The 24,299-nt window shown below is 48.0% G+C and carries 23 protein-coding genes; 15 read left to right on the top strand and 8 right to left on the bottom strand.

Features of this window, described 5'->3' with window-relative positions; translation table 11 throughout:
* Positions 1-2: 2 nt before the first annotated feature.
* Positions 3-497, bottom strand: a complete 495-nt coding sequence (locus GC178_15180) for a hypothetical protein (GenBank protein ID MBI1288909.1) — start codon at positions 495-497, stop codon at positions 3-5.
* Positions 498-929: 432 nt separating this feature from the next.
* On the opposite strand from GC178_15180, the gene GC178_15185 reads away from it, so the two are divergent.
* On the top strand, positions 930-3,245 hold the full coding sequence (locus GC178_15185; GenBank protein MBI1288910.1) for a hypothetical protein: 2,316 nt from the start codon (positions 930-932) through the stop codon (positions 3,243-3,245).
* 62 nt (positions 3,246-3,307) lie between these two features.
* Here the strand turns inward: GC178_15185 and GC178_15190 are convergent, their stop codons facing one another.
* A complete protein-coding gene (locus GC178_15190; GenBank protein MBI1288911.1) occupies positions 3,308-3,685 on the bottom strand; it encodes a hypothetical protein in 378 nt (125 codons plus the stop codon).
* Positions 3,686-3,859: 174 nt separating this feature from the next.
* Between GC178_15190 and GC178_15195 the strand changes: the two genes are divergently transcribed.
* The 4 genes from GC178_15195 (at position 3,860) to GC178_15210 (ending at position 8,587) form a co-directional block, all read left to right on the top strand.
* Positions 3,860-6,868 (top strand): hypothetical protein, encoded by a 3,009-nt coding sequence (locus GC178_15195; protein MBI1288912.1) that lies wholly within the window; start codon positions 3,860-3,862, stop codon positions 6,866-6,868.
* A gap of 4 nt (positions 6,869-6,872) precedes the next feature.
* On the top strand, positions 6,873-7,325 hold the full coding sequence (locus GC178_15200; protein ID MBI1288913.1) for a response regulator: 453 nt from the start codon (positions 6,873-6,875) through the stop codon (positions 7,323-7,325).
* The gene (locus GC178_15205; GenBank protein ID MBI1288914.1) at positions 7,326-7,628 is read left to right on the top strand and encodes a hypothetical protein; all 303 of its coding nucleotides are present in this window, start codon (positions 7,326-7,328) and stop codon (positions 7,626-7,628) included. It begins immediately after the preceding gene.
* 194 nt (positions 7,629-7,822) lie between these two features.
* Positions 7,823-8,587, top strand: coding sequence for a hypothetical protein (locus tag GC178_15210; GenBank protein ID MBI1288915.1), 765 nt, complete (start codon positions 7,823-7,825; stop codon positions 8,585-8,587).
* Here the strand turns inward: GC178_15210 and GC178_15215 are convergent.
* The 3 genes from GC178_15215 to GC178_15225 form a co-directional block, all read right to left on the bottom strand.
* Positions 8,584-10,479 carry a tetratricopeptide repeat protein gene (locus GC178_15215; protein MBI1288916.1) on the bottom strand — a complete coding sequence of 632 codons (1,896 nt, stop codon included), beginning with the start codon at positions 10,477-10,479 and terminating at the stop codon, positions 8,584-8,586. The two genes, GC178_15210 and GC178_15215, sit on opposite strands and share 4 nt — an antisense overlap.
* Positions 10,480-10,579: 100 nt before the next feature.
* A complete protein-coding gene (locus GC178_15220) occupies positions 10,580-11,404 on the bottom strand; it encodes a Myo-inositol oxygenase (protein MBI1288917.1) in 825 nt (274 codons plus the stop codon).
* A gap of 49 nt (positions 11,405-11,453) precedes the next feature.
* The gene (locus tag GC178_15225; GenBank protein ID MBI1288918.1) at positions 11,454-12,500 is read right to left on the bottom strand and encodes a hypothetical protein; all 1,047 of its coding nucleotides are present in this window, start codon (positions 12,498-12,500) and stop codon (positions 11,454-11,456) included.
* A gap of 114 nt (positions 12,501-12,614) precedes the next feature.
* Here GC178_15225 and GC178_15230 point away from each other — a divergent pair, with 114 nt between their 5' ends.
* Positions 12,615-13,553: a fatty acid desaturase gene (locus GC178_15230; protein ID MBI1288919.1), complete on the top strand. Its 939-nt coding sequence runs from the start codon at positions 12,615-12,617 to the stop codon at positions 13,551-13,553.
* A gap of 206 nt (positions 13,554-13,759) precedes the next feature.
* On the opposite strand, the gene GC178_15235 is transcribed toward GC178_15230, so the two are convergent.
* Together GC178_15235 and GC178_15240 are read right to left on the bottom strand one after the other, a co-directional pair.
* Entirely contained in the window at positions 13,760-14,341 is a 582-nt protein-coding gene (locus tag GC178_15235) for a hypothetical protein (protein ID MBI1288920.1), read from the bottom strand.
* An 18-nt stretch (positions 14,342-14,359) separates the two neighbouring features.
* Positions 14,360-17,464, bottom strand: a complete 3,105-nt coding sequence (locus tag GC178_15240; protein ID MBI1288921.1) for a serine hydrolase — start codon at positions 17,462-17,464, stop codon at positions 14,360-14,362.
* A 253-nt stretch (positions 17,465-17,717) separates the two neighbouring features.
* On the opposite strand from GC178_15240, the gene GC178_15245 reads away from it, so the two are divergent.
* Genes GC178_15245 through GC178_15255 form a run of 3 tightly spaced genes read left to right on the top strand, consistent with a single transcriptional unit; the run spans position 17,718 to position 20,218 of the window.
* Positions 17,718-18,020, top strand: a complete 303-nt coding sequence (locus tag GC178_15245; protein ID MBI1288922.1) for a hypothetical protein — start codon at positions 17,718-17,720, stop codon at positions 18,018-18,020.
* 10 nt (positions 18,021-18,030) lie between these two features.
* Positions 18,031-19,863, top strand: coding sequence for a DNA mismatch repair endonuclease MutL (mutL, locus tag GC178_15250; GenBank protein ID MBI1288923.1), 1,833 nt, complete (start codon positions 18,031-18,033; stop codon positions 19,861-19,863).
* Positions 19,838-20,218: a hypothetical protein gene (locus tag GC178_15255; GenBank protein MBI1288924.1), complete on the top strand. Its 381-nt coding sequence runs from the start codon at positions 19,838-19,840 to the stop codon at positions 20,216-20,218. The genes mutL and GC178_15255 overlap by 26 nt, the downstream gene beginning before the upstream one ends.
* A 100-nt stretch (positions 20,219-20,318) precedes the next feature.
* On the opposite strand, the gene GC178_15260 is transcribed toward GC178_15255, so the two are convergent.
* Positions 20,319-20,630 (bottom strand): rhodanese-like domain-containing protein, encoded by a 312-nt coding sequence (locus tag GC178_15260; GenBank protein ID MBI1288925.1) that lies wholly within the window; start codon positions 20,628-20,630, stop codon positions 20,319-20,321.
* Positions 20,631-20,819: 189 nt separating this feature from the next.
* Between GC178_15260 and GC178_15265 the strand changes: the two genes are divergently transcribed.
* From GC178_15265 to GC178_15290, 6 genes are all read left to right on the top strand, one after another.
* Positions 20,820-21,023: a DUF2892 domain-containing protein gene (locus tag GC178_15265; GenBank protein MBI1288926.1), complete on the top strand. Its 204-nt coding sequence runs from the start codon at positions 20,820-20,822 to the stop codon at positions 21,021-21,023.
* Positions 21,024-21,156: 133 nt separating this feature from the next.
* On the top strand, positions 21,157-21,573 hold the full coding sequence (locus GC178_15270) for a hypothetical protein (GenBank protein MBI1288927.1): 417 nt from the start codon (positions 21,157-21,159) through the stop codon (positions 21,571-21,573).
* Between the two features lie 298 nt (positions 21,574-21,871).
* Entirely contained in the window at positions 21,872-22,402 is a 531-nt protein-coding gene (locus GC178_15275) for a hypothetical protein (protein MBI1288928.1), read from the top strand.
* Positions 22,402-22,779 (top strand): hypothetical protein, encoded by a 378-nt coding sequence (locus GC178_15280; protein ID MBI1288929.1) that lies wholly within the window; start codon positions 22,402-22,404, stop codon positions 22,777-22,779. Before GC178_15275 ends, GC178_15280 begins: the two co-directional genes overlap by 1 nt.
* A 12-nt stretch (positions 22,780-22,791) precedes the next feature.
* Positions 22,792-23,346: a YceI family protein gene (locus GC178_15285; GenBank protein ID MBI1288930.1), complete on the top strand. Its 555-nt coding sequence runs from the start codon at positions 22,792-22,794 to the stop codon at positions 23,344-23,346.
* Positions 23,327-24,298 (top strand): hypothetical protein, encoded by a 972-nt coding sequence (locus tag GC178_15290; protein MBI1288931.1) that lies wholly within the window; start codon positions 23,327-23,329, stop codon positions 24,296-24,298. The genes GC178_15285 and GC178_15290 overlap by 20 nt, the downstream gene beginning before the upstream one ends.
* Position 24,299 lies beyond the last annotated feature (1 nt).

Genomic DNA, 24,299 nt, shown 5'->3' on the forward strand with positions numbered 1-24,299 from the left:
TTTTAATCATCATTAGTTTCTTCGTAGTAGTCTGAAATTTCAATGTAATACATGACGTCAAGTATTCGATTCTTTATCAATCCGTAAAGCTTTGCAGCGTCATGAATCATGATTTCCCTACCTTGTCCGTATTTCGAGTAGTTAGCATAGCCGACAAAAGCGTGATATACAAATTCCTTTTCGTTGTCGTAAAACTCTTGCCATGAAGCTTGACTTTTTTTGAGATTAAGATCATCAACTTTTCCAAGGTTCTTGTAAAGTGAGTCGATGAGGATATTCAGCTCATTCTCAGCATATTCTCGTGCTAACACATAACAGCATGGCATGCCGTAATTTGTTTCGTTCTCAGGATGCGAAAAGTACGATATAAGAACTGAGTCGGCTTTGATTAATCTGTCACAGGAATCGGTCAAGAAATAGCTGTAGTATGCTTCTTGCCAATTGTCAGGTCCAAACTCTAAGTGTTCAACTAGGTTTGAATCTGTCCAATTTTTCAATACACATTGTCCTCAGACTGTGATTGACCATAATTGAATGGACAACACGAGAAACAATATGTTGATTCTGATTTTCATTTTAAATAGTGCCCAACGGGTACCGCTAAAGATAATGCGTTAGCAACTGCTGTCCTGCAAAAGACCTACGAGGTTTGGGACATGGGTCAATTGGAGTGCGCGGTTGGGCCTCCCCACGGTCCTCGATACGTCCGCTTGTGGCGGACACTCGGACTGACCCACGCATGGACAGCACAGAACATGTAGAGACGCGATGCATCGCGTCTCTACCCTACCGTCACAAGCATTGGTTAGCGTTTGGCCGGAACCTGAGAATTTAGATCCGTTCACATTCATGGTAACATCCGCGCAAAAAGTGCGTTCTAAGGCACAGGCATGCCTTTTGCCAAGGCTTTGCCCCAACCCAAAGGACCAATGGCCTTTTTGAAGAAAGTATGGAACAGTTCGTTCGTTCAGCGGACGCTGTATTTCTTTCCGCTGCGGCTATTGGTACTTCACCTCAAAAAGAACCACGTTCTCATTTTCTTCTGGTTGGCCCTTGGGGCGTTTGCCTCTGGGGCTGTGGGCCAAGGTTATGGAGTGCCTTATCTGTTCTGGGACCCTGAATACATGGGCCGTGTGGATTTCTGGTCGTTCATGATCCTCGGCTTCTCGTTCGGTGGTTTTCTGATGGCATTCCATATCTCAAGCTACATTCAGAATGCGTTTCGGTTTCCGTTTCTGGCCACGGTAAGCAAACCGTTCTTCAAGTACTCGCTCAACAATTCCATCATTCCAGGGATCTTTCTGGCGTTGTACCTCTATCATATTCTGAATTTCCAGTATCAGAATGAGCTTTTCCGATTGGGCAACGACCTGGAAGTGACCAATGTGCTGCTTTGGGACCTGGCCGGTTTCATTTCGGGTGTGCTGCTCTTCATGATTCCCGGCCACACCTACTTTTTGGCATTGAGCCGCAACATCTTCAAGGTTTTCGGCATCAACCCGGACGACATCAAGAAATCCCGCAAGGGCAACAAACCCATACAGGTGCTGCTCCAGAAGAACCTGCAATGGCGCACGGTAAACGCTCCGCGCGAGAACGACTACGAATGGAAGGTGGTCACTTACATGATCAACTGGTTCAAGATTGGATTGACGCGCGACTCGGACCACTACGACCCTAAAATGGTGCAGAAGGTATTTCAGCAGAACCACATGATAGCGGCCGTTTTTGAGATAGCGGTCATAGTCTCATTCATCATTCTGGGTGCGTACCGCGAAATTCCTGAACTGACGCTTCCTGCGGGTGCCGTCATTTTTCTGGTGTGCACCATGATGTTGATGATCTCCAGCGCGATCCATTCTGCCACCAGAGGATGGTCTACCGTGTTCCTGATCGCCATGGTCATCACGGTGCATTTCCTTGTTCAGAATGACATTCTCCTCTATGAGAACCGTGCTTACGGAATGGATTACGATGGCCCGAAGGCGGTCTATCAGCTCGATTCGCTGGAAAACGCACAACAGAACTTCGCGACTTACGAGAAGGATCTGAGTTTTCATTATGAGATCCTGAACAAGTGGAAACTCAAGAACATCGACCGCAGGTGGGAAAAGCCTAAAATGGTGATCGTCTGCGTAACGGGCGGGGGTGCCCGATCGGCACTTTGGAGCTACAAGGCCATGCAGGTGGCAGACAGCCTCACCGATGGCAAGTTGATGAAGCACACACAGGTGATGTGCGGTGCTTCGGGCGGCATGTTCGGATTGGCGTACAGACGCGAACTGTATCTGCGCTCTTTGGGAAATGACAGCATTGACCTGAACGATCCCGAATATGTGGACCGCATCGGGTTCGACATTCTGAACCCGATAGCCACCTCGTTGGCGCTGAACGACTGGTTCATCCATTTTGAGAAATTCCGTGATGGCACGTACATCTATTCCAAGGACCGAGGTTATGCGCTGGAGAAACAGTTCAACGACAACACATTGGGAATCGTTGATAAGCGATTGGGAGATTATGCCGCGCCAGAGCGTGATGCGCTGATTCCGATGATGTTCTTTTCTCCGAGCATCATCAACGATGGTCGTTCGCTGTACATCAGTTCGCAACCCATTGCTCACCTCACATTCAATCATCCAAGCATTTTGAACGGGCAGGCGTTACAATCTGCCGTTGAATTCAGAAGACTGTTCAAAGACCAGGATGCAGACAACACGTGGTTCACAAGTGTGCTGCGCATGAACGCCACATTCCCATACATCTCACCTCAGGTCACATTGCCAAGTAAACCCGCTATTGAAGTGATGGACGCAGGCTTCCGCGATACGTACGGTGTTTCCATTGCGCTGAAGCATTTGTACGCCATTCGTAAATGGGTGGAGAAGAACACCAGCGGTGTGGTCATTCTTCAGATACGCGACAGTCCGAAGATCGAGCCGATCCATGGCAATCCGCCACGTTCTTTGTTCAGTATGATCACCAATCCGCTGGGACACATCTACGATAACCTGTTTGTGATGCAGGATTACATCAACGATGATCTGACCGTCTATGCCCACAACTGGTTGCATTCTGACCTTGAGGTCATTGACCTGGAGTTGACCCGCCCTGAACTGGAGGACATTTCCCTGAGCTGGCACCTGACCACGAAGGAAAAGGACATTATCCGCAAATCGGCCTACACGAAAAAGAACCAGGCCGCGATGATGCGGTTGAAGGAGCTTTTGGAAGAGATCCGTTAATAGACCTTCATGTTATGTTGATTGTGCAGAATTAGCATGGAGTTATGACATGATGAATGAATTCAGTTTGGCAAGGAAACCAGACCATACCCAGGCACTTGCTCTTGTTCTTCAGTAAGAGAGATAACCATGACGCCTGCAGGAAGATCGGACGGAGGAATGAGCAGTTCACGATAGACAAGAATCAACTCCACATCATCTTGCGGATGAAGAAGTAGATAGGAGGCCAGGATGTTCCTGGCCTCTTTCAAACCCATTCTATCTACCAAAGGTGCATGCACCCTTTGAATCAATTTCACTCTTCCATCCAAATGCTCGAACCTGCAATCGATGAGAAACCGACCGATGCGGAAGTCATCGCTACAGGCCCAGCCCCTTGTTTCAGAATAACATTCCCTCAGAAACAGGTCGGTACTGTCGGTGGTCTGGCTCAGATTCATTTAGCGGCTGTTTGGTATGCCACGAATCTAAATCAAGCGGCATCAACAAATCTGCCCGAGTTAATGGATGGCGGTTTTGACGTAATAAACAGACTGCTAAGAGAATGAACAGACAATTGGCCATCATTGTGCCGAACCTTGGTTTTTTCACTATCCTTGGAAACTACTGCACAAATGAGATCGCTTTCATTTCTATTCCTTTTACTTTTTGCAACAGTAGGTTCGGCACAAAATCAAGCTCTGCGGCAATTCACCATTGATGACGGACTGCCAAGCAATCATGTGTATGAGGTGAAACAGGATAGCAAGGGCTTTTATTGGATAGCCACCGACCATGGAGTGGTGAAATATGATGGCTATCGGTTCATCCCTTTCGATGGCCCTTTCAGCAAGGACATCTGGTGGACGTATGAGGATAGCAAGGGGCGTATATGGGGACTTTCGAAAGGAACCGATCTGACTTATCTTGAACATGACTCCTTCAAAGTGAGAAGCCTGTCATGCGTTCATACTGGGCCGAAGACCGCTTTCCAAACCCTACATCAAGACAACTTTGGAAATTATTGGCTCTTAGCTGGCTCCAGGCTGCACCGCTTCAACGAAGACTCATGCCATACCTTCGATAACTATAGCTATTTTATTGCTCCTCGCAAGCAAATGAATCATTCATATCCAGAAATTATTGAAGGAGATTCGAACGAGTTCTACTTTATCACCAAATACCCGGTTACTGTTTGGAGGGCCAATGAAGAAGGACTCTTCGATAAAGTTTACTCCTACCCTGATACACTTTTCAGCGTATACACCCATTTTGAGCCGGGAGTTCTTAGCGGTCAACCTCCACCCGAAGATCGAGAATTCGGATACTGCGACTTCAATATCTCCTTTGTACCACATTCTCCGGATTCACTATTTATCGTCAGAAATGGAAGGGTCAGAGGACTTATAAAAGGTAAGGCGATCGACCTTGGACCGTTACCGGATCCTCTGGGTTTTGAAGCGAAAAGCAATAGGGTCACCAAACTGAAAAATAAGTATGCGTTCATCAATTCTTCCAAGAGCTTTGTGACCGACCATAGATTCAACCGCCTGGTTGAATATGATTTTCTATCAAAACTTCAGATCAACACGGTCTATGAGGATAATGAGAAAGGACTCTGGATCTCTACCGTTGGTCAAGGTCTCTACTATATAAGTCAAGATGCTTTGGCCACCAGAAGCTATGAACCAACTGATTCTGATCAGGGCGGTGTCACTTTTATTGGAGAAGATGAGCGACAAAATGTTTGGGCCGGTTTTCAGCGCGGAGCGATTGTCAAATTGACCAACACCAAGGTCACCACCTATATGGTTCACCCAAAAGGAAAAAGAGACTCCTATTGGACGGTTCGACAAGTGGAAATAATAGGGAACTTGATGGTTCTTATGATCGGTCATTATGAAGTTCAATTGGTGGACCTTGATGAACTTAACAAGGGCATTTACAAACCAGTTGTATTCAGTGAATTCGAGAATTTGAAAAACATGACCGTTGATGGAGATGGAAATGTGATTCTAACCGACTTCTGGGGAATTTGGTATTTGGATCTGAGGAATAAGAGTTTGAAATTGAAGAAAAGGTCGATGGCCGTAAGCACATTTGAAGATTCCAATGGAAACGAGTTGACATCCTCATATCTTGGTGTTTACCTGAAAAAGAAAGGTGCAGATTCGACACTTGTGTGCAAAACCCAGGCAACATGTTTTCGTGGTGACCGATACGGAAGAACCTGGATTTATCAACAAGGAAGAGGGATACAGTATTTCGATGAAAACTACCTACTGAAAGATGTACTGGTTTTAAGAAATATGTTTGTCAGGGATATATGGTTCGATTCAGATAGTGTTGCGTTTGCAGCAACCAATGAGGGATTGTTTAAGCTTAGATACAACCGAACAACCGACCAATATGCTTACCATGGCAAACTTACGATGGCCAACGGACTGCTGACCAACGATGTCACGGCCATTTATACTGACAGTACCTTTCTGTATGTCGGTACGGCCAAAGGGTTGAACGTGATTGACAGACGGAAGCTATCCGATGCTTCAAAAGGCCATAACGTCATTCTGACCAACGCAAGGTCGCGTGGAAGAGAACTTGTCCTTGACAGCGTCTTCATACTTGAGCCCGACAATAATGCCTTGGAGCTGGATTATGTCTACATCTCGCCAAAGAGTGATGGACAGATCACCTATGAATATAAACTGGAGGGAATTGATGATGAATGGCAGACAACGGATGAGACACGCGTGAACTATCCCTTCCTTCCGGCAGGGGATTATCGGTTTGAACTGCGCGCAAAGGACATCAACGGAATTCCATCAACCGAAAACATCAACCTGAAGATAACCGTCAAGCAGCATTGGTGGGAAACCACTTGGTTCTTTGCATTGGCTTTTCTAAGTGGCATCGCTTCCATTACCGGATTCTTCATGATTCGATTCCGGCAGTTGCGAAAGCGGGAACAGGAACGGACTGAGATGAACAACCGGATCGCGGAACTCAAACTCAACGCCCTACAGTCGCAGATGAACCCGCATTTTGTGTTCAACGTCCTCAACAGTATTCAAGATGCATTCGTAAGCAACAACGTTATGGAGGCCAACAGGTACATGACCGATTTCTCCAAACTCATGCGGCTGTTTCTCGAATCGTCCGATGATAAATTCATCACGCTGAGCAAAGAGATCAAACTCCTCTCCTACTACATGGAGCTGGAACGGATGCGGCTGGATAAGAAATTTGAATTCGAATTTCTGGTGGATGATGACCTCGATACGGACCACTACCGCATTCCTACCATGATACTGCAACCAATTGTGGAAAATGCCATTCTGCATGGGCTACGATACAAGGAAGGAGAAGGAAAACTCAGCATATTATTCAAACTGGAGGAAGATGATGGCCTGCTCGTTTCCATTGAAGACAATGGCGTTGGCAGAAAAAGATCCGCTGAGATAAATACCACAAGGCGTAAAGATCACGTTAGCAAGGCGGCAAGCATCATTGAAGAAAGGATACAGATCATCAACAGCGGGTCAAACGACCACATAGAAATGCATTATATTGACCTCGAAGATGACAACGGCCCGATCGGAACCCGTGTTGAGTTGAAACTGAAGTTGGAGATAAACCGATAAGCGCATGTACACCGCAATTATTTTGGATGACGAGGAGAAAGGACGGAATTCGCTGAACAAGTTCCTCACCGAATACTGCCCAGAGATAGACATCGTTGGAGTTGCATCTTCCGGAGAGCAGGCACATGAGATCATTTCAAAGCTGCGACCTCAGGTCCTGTTCTTCGATATCGAGATCGCGCAGGCATCCTCCAAATACAACACCACCTTCGACCTGCTTCCGAGCCTGCCCAAGTACAACTATGAGGTGGTATTCGTTACAGCCTACGAACATTACGCTTTGCGGGCCATCCGTTCGCATGCCATTGGTTACGTTCTAAAACCTATCTCTATCACCGATCTGATCGAATGCGTTAATGGTGTTGTCGAGCGTTTACGATCATCTTCCACTCCTGAACGTTTGGAGGAGCTGGTCAGACAGATCCGTACAGAAGAACACACACCGAAGCGCATTTGAGTGCATTCACATAAAGATGTTTTGCCACTGAACGTAATAGAAATTGTGCGATTGGAGGCCCAAGGCAAGTATACTGAGATATACTGCGATGACGGGAAAGTGCATACCTCTTCAAAGAACTTGGGTGAATTCGCTGAAATGCTCGAAGGCAATCAGTTTCTCAAGATACATCGGTCTCATCTGGTCAATACAGACAAGATCAAGGTATTCTCAAAAGCTGATGGTGGAACGCTGATAACCACAGACGGTAAGGAACTACCGGTATCAAGGGCAGGAAGAGAACGATTATTAGGTTTATTTTAAGCTGATTGAAGTCAAATGTTAAAAACAACACCACTAAAGTATCTAATACATACTTAATCATTATAAAAAATATTAATTACATTATTATAATAAAGCATTTTACATATTTGTTACGTTTAATACTTCTAAACGTATCTATTTCCATCCACTGCTATGCCCAATACGCTGAAACCATTGCCAGTGACCGCCCTTGCATGACCAATGCGGCAACAACAGTGGGGGCACGTGTGTTGCAATTTCAAGTAGGAAGCGATTTCCTACAGACAACCAACAATTCCTCATGGGGTTCTGGTCAGAACGGTGCCTATGCCGAAGGGGTGATCCGCGTTGGTGTGGTAGAACGCTTGGAAGTTGATTTTCTGCTCGGTTACCAGCGATTGGGACCGCAACGAACCAATGGCACAACGGGCGCTTCTCAAAATCTGGGCTACGGCTTCCGGCTACGAGGAAACATGCTAAAGGCCAATGGTCACATTCCCTCGATAGGTATGCTGGCAGAGGTGACGTTTCCCCAGCGTGGAACACCTATGTATCAGAACTCCATCATTCCCAAATTCCTTGTTCTTATTGAGGAACAATTGGAGGAACGGGTGAAACTCTCCTCCAATATTGGAATGACCTGGGTGAACTCGCCAACGCTTCAGTACACGCTTAACCTAAGCGTGTCCATTTCACCGAAGTTGACCATGTATCTGGAACATTTTGGGCAATATTATGCGCTATATGGGAGCCTGTATTACTGGGGGCGATCGGATAAGAAAACGGATTACTGGTATCCACGACTTAATGGCGGACTTTCGTTTCTGGCAACCAAAGACCTACAATTGGATGTTCAGGCGGGCATTGGCAAATGGCTGGTTTCTCCCCATCCCGAACAGAAAGATTGGTATGTGGGTCTGGGTTTGAGTTATCGGGTTCGGTTCAAGAAACGTGAGAAGAAGGGCCAAACAGACAGTTAGAGCTTCTCCACGAAGTACATCTTCAGCTTGCCTTTGCCTTTGGCCTCTACCTCGCCACGGTATTCGCAGGTAAATTGGTCTTTCACCAACTCATACGTGGTCTGCGAGATGTTCACTTTTCCGGCTTCGCCCGATGATTCCATGCGGCTAGCAGTATTCACCGTATCGCCCCAAATGTCGTACTGGAACTTCTTGACGCCCACAATACCTGCCACCACGGGGCCTGTGTGTACGCCAATACGGATTTCGAAGAATGGAAGTCCTTTCGCTACCTTATCCCGTTTTCCCTTTTCAACGAATTCCCTCATTTCAAGCGCAGCTTTTACCACATCCTGTGCATGGGTGGTATTGGGCGATGGAAGCCCGCCAGCGGCCATGTAGGCATCGCCAATGGTCTTTATCTTCTCGATGCCGTACTTACCACAGATGTTGTCGAAGGCGGAGAAACACTCGTGCAGGTCTTTCACCAACTCCTTTGGCGTTACCTTTTCACTTAGTGCAGTAAAGCCCTTGAAGTCGGTAAAGAGAACCGTTACATGTTCAATGAGTTGGGCATCTGAGTGACCTTTTTCCTTCAGTTCCTGCGCGGTTTCCTCTGGAAGAATGTTCAGGAGCAGTTCATCACTCCGTTTTTTGCCACGGTAAATGGCAAATGCCAAAGCTATCAACAACACTAGCCCGCCTCCTGCAGCTACCAGTCCCAACCGCTGCTTTTCTGAATGCTCCACCATCACAGCCTCTTTCTTGGCAAACTCCAAGCTATCTGTGAGGGCTTCTTTCTCGTATTCGTACTTGTATTCCTGACGGAGTATTTCCCGCTGGTTCTGTTCGCTGAGTAAGCTGTCGCGTGTCGTGACGTACAGCTCGTACATTTTCAGGGCATCCTCATATCTACCAGCACCTTTGTACAGTTCAGATAACATCTTTGAGGTTGAACGCTGCTTGTCCAATGCGCCTAACCCTGTGGCAATGGCATGTGCCTGTTCAACATAATCGATGGCCTTGCTGGTCTCGCCACGGGTCTTGTACAGTTCACCCAAATTTCCCAGGGCACTTAGCTCCGACACCTTCAGCCCTCTCTCGCGCGAGATCTGAAGGCTTTTGTTCAGATAGGCCTCAGCCGAATCGATCTCACCCAATTTCACATAGTTGCCTCCTATGTTCAGCAGCGATGATGCGATACTTCGTACATCATTCATCTTGTACTTATAGATCAGAGCCTGTTTGAAATAGGATGTTGCAGAATCCAATTCTCCCTTTACTGAATACAGAATTCCGAGATTCTCCAAGGTGGTGCCAAGTCGGGTATCATTACCAAGGTTCTCTGCCAACTTGAGAGCCCTATTGAAAAGTTCAACAGACCTATCATATTGCTCCTGTTCCTTGTATAGAAGCCCTATGTTGTTCAGGATGCTTGAAACACCGAGTGAATCTCCTTCTGCCTCCCTGATTTTCAGGGCTTTCATGTAGTAGGAAATGGCCTGGTCATGATTTCCCAATTGCGAATGGATCACGGCCAGGCCGTTGTTGGCAGTTCCAACCTTCATAATATCCCCATCCTTTTCCCACAGCTTCAATGCTTCTTTAAACAGTGGCAGAGCCGCTGTAAAATCACCCTTGTAAAAAAAAGTGGTCCCCTTCATGTAATCTGCTTCCGCGATCCAATCGGGGCGATCTATTTTTCGGGCAAATTCTTCCATGACCAGACACAACTTGAAGGCACTGTCGGGGTTTGCATGGAGAAACCCTTTTCTGATGTAGTTGGAGTAGGCTTCAATTCTGACCGTGTCGGGAAACGATCGGTCATCCCACACACCTTTGAGCGAATCCAATTCGGTTTTTGCTGACGTGGAAAGCGCAACAAACACAAGGATGGCCGAAAGAACTCTCATGGGTTGAATGGGGCGTGCTTGACAAAACTATACCCTAAAAACCAGTTTCCGTTACATTTTCAAGTAACGGTTTTATGAAATTCCTCAGAACAGGTGTATTCTACCAGTAAACAGGCCCTTTGCCCAGATACTTCTCGATAATGGGTAGGTAGTATTCCTTCACTTCATCCAAAGTGTAGGTCTGTGGGCGCTTGGTGTAAAGGTCGTATTGGTTGAAATCGCGAACCCAGTCCAAGTAAGGCTTCTCCTCCTCGGCCATGATGTCCATGTACGAACCGCCCGTGTGCCAAGGATAGAAACTATGGTAACGCACCATGATCATCCCTTCCTTCGGTATCTTGTTCTCCTTGTGGTTGGAAAGCACTTGGAAGAGGTATTCGTCATGTCCCCATGCTTTTAGGGCGTTGTCCAATCCATAGCCTTTGGTGTACATGCCCAGGTCGGTATTGTAGCGCGGGTCGTGCATATCGGGGTTCAGGTCGTTGAACTCTGGATAGACCAATGTTTGCGGGAATTTGCAGCCTACGAGAAAGATGTCGCCCACCAATCCCCATTGTTCGTTCATGCTGGCGCCATCCTCATCCTCTCCCCATAGGAACATGCATTTGCCAAGGTCGTGGATCAGACCCACTAACTGCATCCAATCGGGGCGGCCATCTGCGCGCATGCCTTCGGCTGTCTGGATAAGATGATGAAGATTGGGAAGGTTCATGTCGGGATCGCTCAGATCAACGAACACATTCAGCTTCTCCATGGCTTCCCACACGTGCATCGGTCTGTTGAACGTGAGGTACTTCTTGCGCATGCGCTGCACATATTCCACCGTTTGGTTGGTGCGCATCTTCTTATAGTTCTCCCGCACGCGGGGAATCAGTTCGCCCTCATCGTAATTGCGGAAGTTGGCGGCTTTCGTGGTCGTTTCCATAGTGCAAAATTACATGTAGGATCAATGCGATGGCAACTGCTGACAACTGTCATTTCTGTTGAGGTGAAAGCGACCGCAATCTTACCTTCTCCCCGTCAATGGTCAGGTTGACCTCTGCACAATGGCTTGGATATGCGATGACAAAGGAAGGCGAACCATCCCATGGCATTCCATCGGTCTGCTGCATCTCCAACATGCATTCCTGTTGCCCATTCTGCGCATAGCGCACCAACAGGAAACCATTCTCCTGCTTTTGCAGGTGAAACCAGGAACCGGAACTTTCTCCGGCAAGCCATTGCGCCTCAATGGGAATGTGCAAAGGACGGTCAGGTTCGGGAATGACGCTTTTGAACAGCGAGTCGGGCAAGGCGCTGAGCCGTTCCTTGCGTTCCTCGGCCTCTTTGTCCAAACAGCCTGGAACCTTGGTCCAATGATAAAGCGCAGAGACCGGATAGAGCGTGGTGGGCGTGATCATTGGCACCACTTCCAAGCGAAGCGCATGCGCCCAATTGGGTTCTCCTGCCAGAATGATCTGCCGCACGAACCTTGAACAGTTCAAACCTCCTTTCTCGAATGGTCCGTATGGAATTGCCCCCTTTTCCTGCAACGCTTTGGCTGAATCAAATGCCTTTTCGTAATCGATGCGGACGTAACTGGCATACATGGGGCCCGAAGCGTGTGTACTTCCATTGTACTGCACTTCGCAGAGGATCGCATCCAAGTTAGTGAGGTGCTTCCCATCAAAAACGGCTTTGGTGGCGATGGTGAGTTCATGGTCCGTTTCCGCATCCCGTACCCGCCCGAAACCGACAGGCGTGTGGTAACGCCCGAAGTCGAAATAATGGCACGAACTATCGGCTGCATTCACAAGAATAAGGGCCGCGTGGCCAACGCGATAGAAACCGCCATCGTTGAAACCCAGTCCGCGCATGAGGTGGTCGTAGCCATCGCCAGCTTCCTTGGCCCACGCCTTCGGCCAAGCCAACGCAACGACAAACCCTGTGTAGCGCGTACTATCGCTCTCATGAACGGGAATTGCCACTACTGCTGTCCTGACCAGTAGTAACTGAAGAAAGATAATGGCCGCAGCACGCATGCTTCAATTTAAGACCACATAGTTAAGACTGTTGGGGCAAATAGCGGTGATACGCGTCAGCATTCCAACTGACCTGTCAAGCATTGGCTGTACACGAATCACTACCTTCGCGCCATGCTCGAATACAAAGCCGACATCCGGACCATAACTGTGGTAGCGCTCTACTTTACGGTTCTTGTTCTGGGTTGGATGTACTTTCCGGAGGAATGGTACCTGCGGCTGCCCATCATGGCGCTGCTGTGCGTGCTTTCGTTCATGTGTGCGGTCATCGTTCACAATACCATCCATCATCCCATTTTCAAAAGCCGATGGATGAACAAGGTCTTTCAGGTGGTGCTTTCCTTCACGTACGGACATTCGGTAAGTGCCTACGTTTCGGGGCATAATTTCAGTCATCATCAGCACACACAAAAGGCCATGGACCGCATTCGCAGCACGCAGATGCGCTACGAGTGGAATTTCCTCAATCAGTTCATGATCTTCTTTCAGAATGCGCCCGGTATTATGAAGGATGAGAATGAGTTTGCGAGACGCATGATGAAGGAGCGTCCCAAATGGTTTGCGCAATATGTAGTGGAAATGGTGCTGGTCATCGGTTTCAAGATCGCCATCACCATCTACAATTGGGAGTATGCACTGCTCCTCATTTGGATTCCGCACTTGTATGCTGCTTGGGGCATTGTGGGCACCAACTACTGGCAGCACGATGGTTGCGATGAGAACCATCCGTACAACCACTCGCGCAACTTTACGGGCAAGTTCTTGAACTTCATTGCCTTCAATAATGGTTTCCACACGGCCCATCACAATAATCCGTACATGCATTGGAGCCTGTTGCCCGCCTACCACGAGAAGGAAATTGTACCGCACCTGCATCCCAACCTCAACCAAAAGCAACTTCTGCCCTACCTCTGGAAAACCTGCATCTGGCCCGCCAAACGGTTGGATTATCTCGGAAACCCTGTGATATTGGACGATAACGTGAAGTATGAGGATTGGATCCCTGCCGCTGATGTGGAGAAGTACCACTATCAGCTTGGGGTTGAGCAGTAGTTAGAAGGTTTCAGGAAACAGGTTTTCAGGCGAGCCGCATTCTTTGTCATGCTGACGAAGGAACCGACCGAAGGGAGTTCACGGCCGAAGGACGTAACTGCAAGTATTTCCTAAATTCCCAAGATGGACACTTTGAGATTCCTCGTTCCTCGGAATGGCAAAAAATGGTCTGACGCTTTTTGTCGGTCTGCCTTATCGCTCCAAAGTCAGTCTATTCCCAATTCTTTCAAACGCTCCTCAATAAGTTCTGGTCGCTTTTTCGGGTTGTACAACGAAGAATTCCGAAGCATTATGGCCAGAGTTGCAAACTCTTTTCTGTCAAGGTCATTAAAGTCCTTGTCAAAATAGAATCGGGCAGCACCATATATGTCAGTATTTCCATAAAGGAAGTCGTAATGATGTACTAGAAAGCTAAGACACTCCTCCTGACTGACCATTCTTTCCAGTTTCAAACTCATTATGTACCTGTTTCCGAACAACCAATAGTTCTTATAGTAGAGATGATGATTGATTCCCACCACGTTCAAGCAAGGACATTGGTTATCGTAATTCTTCAGTGCCCAATCATAAAGGATACCTTTTGTGGTCACTATCGGTGATACTTGAGCGTAAACCTCCAAAAACGCTGATGGCAACTCCTCTGCATTCATTACACCAGACTGTAATTGACGAACCTCCTTTTCATCATAATCGGGATTTAAGTCGCTAAGCAGAAACTCAATGAATATAAACAGGCATAGGACAACGCCTACCAAGGTAAGTACTCCAATACGTAAGATGCATTTCATAATACCAAGCAACTTTCATCAATTCACTACCGAATCATAAATCACCTGCTGGATCTTAGTCCTCACATCCATTTTCAGCAGTTTGGTATTCTCTGCATCGGGGTAAACGCGGTTGGAGAGGAAGATGTACACGATCTTCTTGTCAGGGTCGGCCCACGCCATGGTGCCCGTAAAGCCCGTGTGTCCGAAGCTGAGCATGGAAACGCACTCGCACGTGGGGCCACCGTTGCCATCTGGTTCAGGTTTATCAAACCCGATGCCTCTGCGGTTGCCGTTCTTACAGAACTGACATTTGGTGAACTCCTTGAGGGTTTCGGCAGAAATGTACCGCTGCCCACCGTATTCACCTCCGTTCAAAAACATCTGCATCATCACCGCCAGATCATTCGCATCGGAGAACAGCCCTGCGTGGCCGCCCACACCGCCCAGCATGGCTGCACCAGGGTCGTGAACATCGCCTTGCACCAATTGCTTGCGAAAAGCCATATCGTATTCGGTGGGTACAATTCGGTTCAATTCAATTCGCTTACGCGGCAGAAAGCCCATGGTGGTCAATCCCAAAGGCGTGTAGAATTGCTCTGCGGTGTAATCCTGAAGCGGCTCGCCCGTTTCCTTCTCGATCACCTTCTTCATATAGTAATACCCGAGGTCGCTGTACTTGTACTGCTTGCGGCTCAGCAAATTCGACTCGTTGATGATGCGGTACATGGTATCGGGATAATCCTTGCGCATGTACAGGTCCTGCGCCACATGCCATGGGAATTCCTCCGATTGCGTGCTGCTGTAATAGGCCGAATCAGGGCCGCCATCCTTCAGCGTTTTGGTGTAGAACGGAATCCATGCCTGCAATTGCGCATAGTGCGCCAGCATATCGCGGAAGGTGATGTCCTTCTTATTGGTGCCCTTCAGTTCGGACAGATGGTCCGAAACCTTGTCGTCCACCTTCACCTTGCCCTCATCTACCAGTTTCATGAACGAAACCAGCGATGCGCCAATTTTGGTGATGGATGCAAGGTCGTACACGTCATTCCATCGCACCTCGCGCTCGGCCGCATAGGTATGATGCCCGAAATTCTTCTGATACACCACCACTCCATCCTTTGCAATGAGCAGTTGCGCCCCGGGCGTGGCCTTCTTGGCAATGGCATCGAGGGTTATCTCGTCCACCTCCTTCAGCACATTCTCATCCATGCCTACCTGCGCGGGTTCTCCGTACCCAAGGCGTATCTTCTCCGTTTTTACTCCAGCACCATAACCGAACTGGCGACTGACGGTAACGGGCAACTTTCCAGAAATACCGATGCCTCCGAAAATGGCCTCCGCTGCCATCTGCTGCGAGGTTTCCGATTCGTCAAATGAGAACAGCAGCGCATTGGCGAATTCTGCACCTGTCATGCGGGCAAGCGAATATGGGTTTCCGAAGATGTTGATGATAAGTTCGGTGCTGTAGCTCAATTCCCCGATCACGTCCAGCATTTCCTGCGTGATGCCGTAGTTCTTGTTGCGTCTGTTGTTCAGCCCGTGAATGCTCAGTATCACCGTTCCGTACGATTTCACCTGATTCAGAAGGTCGAAACGCTCCTGCTGCGTGGCATTATCACTTAGCGCGAAGTTGTCAACGGGCGCATACTTCGAAAGCGTCTGCTGAAACGTGTTGTTCTCCTTATCGCCAATGACAAGCGAGGCAATTCGCTTATCTGCCAGTTTTTTGATGGGAACCGCGTTCTTGTTGGTGAGCAGCGTGATGGCAGCAGCGGCCAAGCGGTTGTGTACCGCGCGGGCCTGACTGTTGTTCAGGTCGGCTGTCAGGTTTTTCAATTCAACAGGCTTGTACTTATCGAGCCCGAACCATGCTTTGGCCTCCAGCACCTTGCGGCAACGCGCGTCAATGTCATCTTGAGATACAATTCCTTCGTTCACCGCTTGGCGGATGAGTTCCATGGCCTTCGGAACGTCTTCGGCAAACTCCATCACATCATTGCCCGCCAAAAAGGCTTTCAGCTCCACTTCCCCCGGACCGAAATACTTGCTCACGCCCTTCATGTTGAGCGCATCGGTAAAGATGAGCCCCTCGAAACCCAGCGAATCCTTCAGCAGTCCGTTTACAATTTTCGGGCTCAGCGTGGATGCAAGGTTCTTGGTGTCGTCCAGTTCGGGAATGTAGAGATGCGCCACCATCATGCTGCCAATGCCAGCCTTGATGGCTTGCTTGAACGGATAGAGTTCAAGGGAATCGATGCGCTCGTAACTGTGCTTGATGATAGGCAGCGTGAGGTGCGAATCGGAATCCGTGTCGCCATGCCCGGGGAAGTGCTTGGCACAGGCCATGATGCCGTTGTCCTGCATGCCTTTCATCACCGCAATGCCTTTCTCCGCCACGCGGAACTTGTTCTCGCCAAAGCTTCGGGTTCCTATCACGGGGTTCTCTGCGTTGCTGTTCACATCCACCACAGGTGCGAAGTTGATATGCATGCCCATGCGCTTCATCTGCCGCGCAGTCTCCACCCCGAAATCGTACAGCAACTTATCATCCTGAATAGCCCCGAAAGCCATCTGCCGCGGGTAATCAATAGTGGAATCCAAGCGCATACCAATACCCCATTCCGCATCCATCGCAATCATCAGCGGCACCTTTGATGCTTCCTGTAAGTAATTCTGCATCACAGCCTGTCTGACAGGTCCTCCCTGAAAAAAGATCAACCCACCAATGTGCTGCTCGCGAATGAGTGCTTCGAGTTCGGCCACGTGTGCTGAATCCTTATTGGAATAGGCCGCCACCATGAACAATTGGCCCAACCGCTCATCTGGCGAAAGGCTATTGAAAACCGAATCGACCCACGCCTTTTTGGTGTGGTTGTAGAAAACGGGGCGCTGCTGGGCTTGCGTTACTGAGATGAACGCGAAAAGGAATAGCACACAGAGACGCAGGGAAAATGAGTTAAAACCTGACGGAAAGATCGATTGCACGCAAAGACGCAAAGACGCTAAGGACAGAACTGACGGGAAAATTTTCTTCACACGGAGATGCAGAGAAGCAGAGTGCGCAACTGATGAAGGATCGGTTTTCTCGCGAAGACGTAAAGACGCGAAGAATTGAAGAAATTTATGTGAGATGAGATTCATACGATATGTTTTTCGGGTTCTGATACGCTTGGCAGCCGCGTTAGGGATTGTAGCGGTTACCCCGCAAGGCGCGTGAGCGACTGAGGAGTAAAAGCGAAAAGCCCGACCGCGCTTGCGCAGCTTGGCGGAGCTTGCGCGGGAACGCCCAGTAAAACAGAACCCAAGTTCGAAGGTGAACAAATAAAGTGCCTTGGAATTGCGTTAAACCTGTTAATTATTCACACTTTCCTGTCAGATCCAATAACTTTGAGGCATGAGTTCCGGAATTCCATCCATGTTCAAGACACCGAAGCATCGCAGCTTCGACTATAAGCCGATGATCTATGATGAGCAGAAGGAGCGCAAGAAGGAACTGGAGCAACTGGTTGAGGAGCAGCGCTCGGGCAAGGTGGCTGACGAGCATCGGGCTGAGCGACTTCGTGGCAAGTTGAGCGACAAATGGTCGGCCAGCGCACGTAAGCAGCGACAAAGTCAAAGCGCGGCCCAAGGTCTTCGCCTGCTGACCATTCTGGCGGCTTTGGGAGTTCTCGTTTGGTTGTTCTTCAATATAGGTTGAAGGAGGCTGAATGGGAGACATTATCCGCTTACTTCCTGATTCCGTTGCCAACCAGATAGCCGCTGGTGAGGTCATTCAGCGCCCTGCTTCTGCGGTAAAAGAACTACTGGAGAATTCCATCGATGCAGGTTCAACTAAGATTCAACTCGTTATTGAGGACGCGGGAAAAACGCTCATCCAAGTAATCGACAACGGCAAAGGCATGACCGAGAACGATGCACGGATGTGTTTCGAGCGTCATGCCACTTCCAAGATTGAATCGGCTGAACAGCTTTTCGCCATTAAGACCAAAGGATTCCGAGGTGAGGCGATGGCTTCCATTGCGGCTGTGGCGCAGGTGGAAATGCGTACCCGAACGGAAGACAATCCGATCGGAATTCAGATAAACATTGCGGGTTCCAAGATCCAGAAACAGGAAGCGTGTCAGACGCCCGTTGGCACGAATCTGATGATCAAGAACCTGTTCTTCAACGTTCCTGCACGAAGAAATTTCCTAAAATCGGACCAAATCGAAGCGCGACACATCATGGATGAGTTCATGCGTGTGGCATTGGCGCATACTTCGGTGGAAATGAGCCTCTTCCAGAACGGTGATGAGATCTTCAATCTGAAACCAGGAAAGTTGCGCCAGCGAATTGTGGAACTTTTTGGCAAGAATTTCAATGAGAAATTGGTTCCTATTTCGGAGGAGACGAGCATTGCAAAACTGGAAGGATTTATTGGTAAACCCGAATTCGCACGCAGAAAGCGGGGTGAACAGTTCTTCTTTGTGAACGACCGTTTCATTCGTAGTTCGTACCTGAATCACGCCATTGCCTCGGCTTACGATGAACTCCTTGAAGAGAAAATGCACCCAGCGTATTTCATCTTCTTTACGGTGGATCCGTCCTTTATCGACATCAACATCCACCCGACCAAAACGGAGATCAAGTTTGAGGATGAGAAGTCGATCTATGCCATTTTGCGTTCGGCTGTGCGGCAGTCGCTGGGCAAGTACAATATTGCTCCTACGCTCGATTTCGATCAGGAGATGAGCATCAACTTTCCACCACCGCCAAAGGATGTTCGGATGTTCCAACCCGAACTGCCCATTAAACATTCTGGTTCGGTAAGTACCAAAGGCGCGCATTCGGCCGCCATGGTCAAAACCCGGACAGAAGGTTGGCAATCGCCATCGGATGACGATTGGCAGAAACTCTACGAAGGACTTTCCGAGCAGTCGATTCAGCCGCAACCTGAAACGACCACGGTGCAAAGCCGCATGTCGGTTGGTGAGGAAGTGGAGAAGAAACCTGTGCAGATCCATGGTCGGTACATTCTTTCCAGCATCCGTTCGGGTGCCATCATCATCGACCAGAAACGGGCGCACGAACGCATCATCTACGAACAGATCATCCGCAGTTTGGCGTTGCATCAGGCCCCGAAACAGCAACAGCTTTTCCCGATAAACATCGAGCTGAGCAGTGCGGACACCAAAACGCTCACTTCCATTTTGGATGAAGTAAAATTACTTGGAATAGACATTGAACCGTTCGGGAAGAACACGTTCATTATACAGGGATTGGCCACATACATCGATGAGAATACGGTGAAAGATGTGATCGATGAACTGTTGGATGAATACAACGAATCGGGCAGCCTTACCACCAGCAAACGGCAGGAAAAACTGGCGCAGGCCATGGCGCGCAAAGCCGCCATTCCGTACGGAAAGATTCTTCAACAGGAAGAAATGACACAGTTGATAGATGAGCTTTTCGCCTGCGACCTTCCCTACTCTGCCCCAAACGGAAAACCAACGCTCATCACACTTGGTTTAGATGAGCTGGAGAAACGATTTGGGTAAAAACCCGCAGCTTCGAAGTATGGACACTCAAATGTTTAGGACGGTTTTCGGTCGAAATCGCAATAGTTTGGACGATTTGGTAGACTATTTACAAAAGGTATCAGAGAATTTACCTCCAAGAGTAGTAATCGGATTTGACCAATCAGAACCTGAATTAATCAAAAGGTTTGTGAAAGACACGCGGGAATTTGTTGAGGTCAATGAATCCCAACTAGGTATTGAGAGTTTCCTTGAAAACCTTTATGAAGTCAATTTTCGTTTGGACGAAGAAGGCTACAAATTGATCTGGAAAGTCATTGATGATTGGGAATTAAGTCGTGCCCAATACGAGTACCTTGAAGAACTAAGGAGATAATCGAATCCCAAATCTGCCATTGGCAAAAAAGAAAGCCCCGAAAAGCTGTCGCTTTTCGGGGCAGTTCAAGGTGGGCCATAACCATCAACCAAGAAACCTTCTACATCATCGCCTTCACACTATTCCAAGGCCCACCATTCTCTACTTCCACGCCTGCTTTTCGCAGTAGATCCGCAGCCATTCCGCTTCTTGCGCCAGATCGGCAACAAGTGATTATTGGCTTGTTTTTACGCTTCAGTTCGTTCACCTTATTCGGAATGAGATTCAACGGAATGTTCACTGATTCTTTGATGTGACCTGCCTTATATTCCTCAGGCGTACGCACATCCACGATCAATGCCCCGTTCTTCAGCATTTCCGATACCTTCTCGTTCGTCTTGTTTGCTCCAAAAAGTGTTGATAATAGTCCCATGATTTTCTAATTGTTGCCACAAAGGACGGTAGCGGATTCTGCACGGTGCGTAACCAGAGTTACACAACCAAGTTGATCAGTGTCAACTTAATGTAGGCTTGAACGAAAGTCATTCAGCAAGATGACGGACATCACCCAAGACCGTGTTCAGGTCGGGTAATCTTGTGGCAAACTTTAAATCAAATTGCTATGAAAAAGAATATGGGAATGGCCGACAGAGTGATCCGAGTGGTTTTAGCCGTGGTATTTGCAGCCCTTTATTTTGCAGGAACAGTTTCGGGTGCATTGGGCATTGCGTTGCTCGTATTAGGCGTAGTTTTTCTGCTTACGGCATTCGTTAGCTTTTGTCCGTTGTACGTGCCATTTGGCATTCGAACCTGCCCGAAAGAATGAGCTTAGCGAATTCATGTAATTCAGGAGAATACTTGATGGTTGTCGTTTTGTGGACAACATTTACTGAATCTTAAGGCAACACCTTTCCGTTTTCTCCGTTCGGATGTTGACATTTGTCAGACAACGCTGAACCATGAAAAAAATCCTCATTCTGATTCTTGCCGGTGCATTGGTTGCCGGTGTGGCAGTTTACTTCGTTTACAATAAACCACATCGCGATGTGGCCAATGAGAAACCTGCTTTCACGGTTACGGCCGACCAACTCTTCGATGAGTACGAAGCAGATGAGAATGCTGCAAACGCCAAATATCTTGATGCTACCATTGAAGTAACCGGAACCGTTATCGAGACCGGAACGAATGATGCCGGTCAGCCTTTTGCGGTACTTGAAGCTTCCAATGCCATGATCGGTGGTATTCATTCCACCTTTAAAACGACATTCTCAAGCGAAGACCTCCAAGAGGGAAAAGAAGTGTGCGTAAAAGGAAGATGTACAGGTAAATTGATGGACGTGGTCATAACCGATGCCACGTTGAAGAAAACTCCTTGAACCTTTCGTGCAACTTGCTTCAACCATAAGATTTCCTTAAAAGCCGTATCCGTATTCAAATAAGAATTCCATTTCGTTTATTTTGCACCAACTCTGAATTAGAATGAAAAAATCCACAGCCTCTATCGTTCTTCTGCTCGCATTATTTGTTTTTACAAGTTCGTGTAAGCATGATCCATGGGTACCCACCAGTTTCAATCCCAGCCCCGATGATACCGTTACGACAAGCCTAGGGTGCGATCCGGACACGGTCTATTTTGTGAATGACGTACTACCCATTTTCACATCATCATGCGCTATGAGCACCTGTCATGATGCCATTTCGGCAAGAGAAGGTGTAATACTGACCGATTACCTGCACATTATGAGTACTGGACATATACATGCCGGTGATCCGCAGACAAGTAGTGCTTATCACTCATTGAATGCTGGAGGAGAAAACCACATGCCTCCTATCGGTTCGGGCGTAGTGCTCACGCAGGATCAGAAGGATGCCATATATAACTGGATTCTGCAGGGAGCCGCAAACAACAGTTGTACCGAGACGACCTGCGATAGCACAAGCGTTTCGTATTCGGGAAGTGTCGTTCCTATCTTGGAATTGTACTGTTTCGGTTGTCATTCATCAACCTCAGCACCAAATTCTGGTGGAGGCGTGGCCTTAGAACCATACTCGAATCTAATGACCTATGTAAATAATGGATTTCTTATCGGTGACATTACCCATCAGAACGGATACAACGCCATGCCACTTGGCGGAAACAAGTTGGATGACTGTAAGATCGGTACGATCAGAAATTGGATAAACGAAGGAGCTCAGAACAACTGATGAAGAAAAACCACAAGGGCCTTTATGGCGTTTTCCTGATAAGCATGGTGTTGCTCTCGTCATGCTACTACGACAATGAAGAGCAAGTTTACGAATACTACAATCAGAACAACACCTGCGATACCTCTGCGGTAACCTTCGCAAACGATATTATGCCAATGATCCAGGGTAACTGCGTAAGCGGTGGCTGCCATATGGCAGGAGGCACAGGCAACGGCATTTTCGAGAACTATTCTGAAGTGAAGGCCAAGGTCGACAATGGTTCTATGATGCAGCGTGTGGTAGTTGCGCAGGACATGCCTCCAGGCGGTGGACTCACCAGTTGTCAAATTAGCCAAATGCAGGCATGGATCTTGAATGGAGCTCCGAACAACTAAACAATCTCAAGAATGATAAAGACAATATTCATATTGGCGGTTGCCATGTGTGCCGCCACAGGCAGCTTTGCACAGAAATATTTCACACGTTCGGGCAACATAAGCTTCTTTTCAGACACTCCGATGGAAAAGATCGAGGCCACCAATCATCAGGTAACAACCGTGGTGGATATTGAAAAAAATGAAATGGTGTTCAGCGTACTGATGAAATCGTTCGAGTTCGATAAGGCGTTGATGGAAGAGCATTTCAACGAGAAATATGCCGAATCGGACAAGTTTCCGAAGGCGCAGTTCAAAGGAACATTCAAACCTGAAAAGCCCATTGACATGAGCAAGGACGGTGAATATCCTGCAAGTGTATCCGGAACGATGAACCTGCATGGTGTGGATAAAGAGATCAAGACCAATGGCATCTTTACCGTTAAGGGCGGAAAATTGATGGGGAAAGCCGAGTTCATGTTGAAATTGGCCGACTATGACATCGAAATTCCCGGAGTAGTAAAAGACAACATTGCAGAAGAAGTTAAGATCACCGTTGACGCCACCTATGAACCTTACAAAAAGTAAACTTCTACCCCTTCTCTTCTTAGTTCTTTCATTGCCCGCCATCGCTCAGGATGAAGACCTGATGGATGTGTTGAATGACGTGGAACCACCCAAGGAAGAAACCACCAACTATACCGAGGCTACATTCAAGACCACGCGGCTTGTGATCGGTCAGAGCGTAGAGACCAATAAGGAAGGTGTGCTGAACTTCATGATCGGTCACCGTTTCGGCAGAGTTAACGGAAGCGCCAAGGAATTCTTCGGGCTGGACAACGCCACCATTCGATTAGGATTGGAATATGGTATTACCGACAACCTGAATATCGGCTTTGGCCGCAGTTCCTACGAAAAGACCTATGATGGATTTCTGAAATACCGCGTACTGAAGCAGAGTACGGGCAAGCGAAAAATGCCAATTACTATGACGCTGTTTGCCAGCATGGCCATCAAAAGCCAGCAATGGCCCGACCAGAACCGTAAGAACTACTTCACCTCAAGGTTGTACTACACGTTTCAGGTGATGATCGCAAGGAAGTTCTCAGAGAGACTTTCCTTTCAGTTGACGCCAACGATGGTTCACCGGAACATGGTTGCCACCAAGGCCGACAAGAACGATGTGTTCGCCATTGGTGCGGGTGGTCGTGTAAAGGTTTCGCGCAGCGTTTCCATCAATGCCGAATACAACTGGATCATTCCAGGACAGATAAGCTCTACCATTGGTGGACAGAAGGTGCGCGATTCGTTTGCCTTGGGTGTGAACATTGAAACGGGGGGGCACGTGTTTCAGATACACGTAACCAACTCACGCGGCATCATTGAAAAGATGATATTCACCGAAACGAACGGAGACATCACCAAAGGCGACCTTCATATCGGCTTCAACATCTCACGCGTGTTTAACGTGTACGACAGGAACAAGATCCGCAGAAAACGAGAAGAAAAGCGTGCTGCCAAGGCAGCAGTTGAGGGTTAAA

This window comes from Flavobacteriales bacterium (assembly GCA_016124845.1).
Taxonomy (GTDB): domain Bacteria; phylum Bacteroidota; class Bacteroidia; order UBA10329; family UBA10329; genus UBA10329.

Excerpts from the sequence above, each read along its gene's own strand:
- GC178_15230 (MBI1288919.1), top strand. The coding sequence starts at position 12,615 with ATGCTCGAATACAAAGCCGACATCCGGACCATAACTGTGGTAGCGCTC.
- GC178_15185 (MBI1288910.1), top strand. The coding sequence starts at position 930 with ATGGCCTTTTTGAAGAAAGTATGGAACAGTTCGTTCGTTCAGCGGACG.
- GC178_15195 (MBI1288912.1), top strand. The coding sequence starts at position 3,860 with ATGAGATCGCTTTCATTTCTATTCCTTTTACTTTTTGCAACAGTAGGT.
- GC178_15285 (MBI1288930.1), top strand. The coding sequence starts at position 22,792 with ATGATAAAGACAATATTCATATTGGCGGTTGCCATGTGTGCCGCCACA.
- GC178_15270 (MBI1288927.1), top strand. The coding sequence starts at position 21,157 with ATGAAAAAAATCCTCATTCTGATTCTTGCCGGTGCATTGGTTGCCGGT.
- GC178_15225 (MBI1288918.1), bottom strand. The coding sequence starts at position 12,500 with ATGCGTGCTGCGGCCATTATCTTTCTTCAGTTACTACTGGTCAGGACA.
- GC178_15255 (MBI1288924.1), top strand. The coding sequence starts at position 19,838 with ATGAGCTGGAGAAACGATTTGGGTAAAAACCCGCAGCTTCGAAGTATG.
- GC178_15275 (MBI1288928.1), top strand. The coding sequence starts at position 21,872 with ATGAGCACCTGTCATGATGCCATTTCGGCAAGAGAAGGTGTAATACTG.
- GC178_15290 (MBI1288931.1), top strand. The coding sequence starts at position 23,327 with ATGAACCTTACAAAAAGTAAACTTCTACCCCTTCTCTTCTTAGTTCTT.
- GC178_15210 (MBI1288915.1), top strand. The coding sequence starts at position 7,823 with ATGACCAATGCGGCAACAACAGTGGGGGCACGTGTGTTGCAATTTCAA.
- GC178_15200 (MBI1288913.1), top strand. The coding sequence starts at position 6,873 with ATGTACACCGCAATTATTTTGGATGACGAGGAGAAAGGACGGAATTCG.
- GC178_15190 (MBI1288911.1), bottom strand. The coding sequence starts at position 3,685 with ATGAATCTGAGCCAGACCACCGACAGTACCGACCTGTTTCTGAGGGAA.
- GC178_15235 (MBI1288920.1), bottom strand. The coding sequence starts at position 14,341 with ATGAAATGCATCTTACGTATTGGAGTACTTACCTTGGTAGGCGTTGTC.
- GC178_15220 (MBI1288917.1), bottom strand. The coding sequence starts at position 11,404 with ATGGAAACGACCACGAAAGCCGCCAACTTCCGCAATTACGATGAGGGC.
- GC178_15240 (MBI1288921.1), bottom strand. The coding sequence starts at position 17,464 with ATGAATCTCATCTCACATAAATTTCTTCAATTCTTCGCGTCTTTACGT.
- GC178_15260 (MBI1288925.1), bottom strand. The coding sequence starts at position 20,630 with ATGGGACTATTATCAACACTTTTTGGAGCAAACAAGACGAACGAGAAG.
- GC178_15245 (MBI1288922.1), top strand. The coding sequence starts at position 17,718 with ATGAGTTCCGGAATTCCATCCATGTTCAAGACACCGAAGCATCGCAGC.
- mutL (MBI1288923.1), top strand. The coding sequence starts at position 18,031 with ATGGGAGACATTATCCGCTTACTTCCTGATTCCGTTGCCAACCAGATA.
- GC178_15215 (MBI1288916.1), bottom strand. The coding sequence starts at position 10,479 with ATGAGAGTTCTTTCGGCCATCCTTGTGTTTGTTGCGCTTTCCACGTCA.
- GC178_15265 (MBI1288926.1), top strand. The coding sequence starts at position 20,820 with ATGAAAAAGAATATGGGAATGGCCGACAGAGTGATCCGAGTGGTTTTA.
- GC178_15280 (MBI1288929.1), top strand. The coding sequence starts at position 22,402 with ATGAAGAAAAACCACAAGGGCCTTTATGGCGTTTTCCTGATAAGCATG.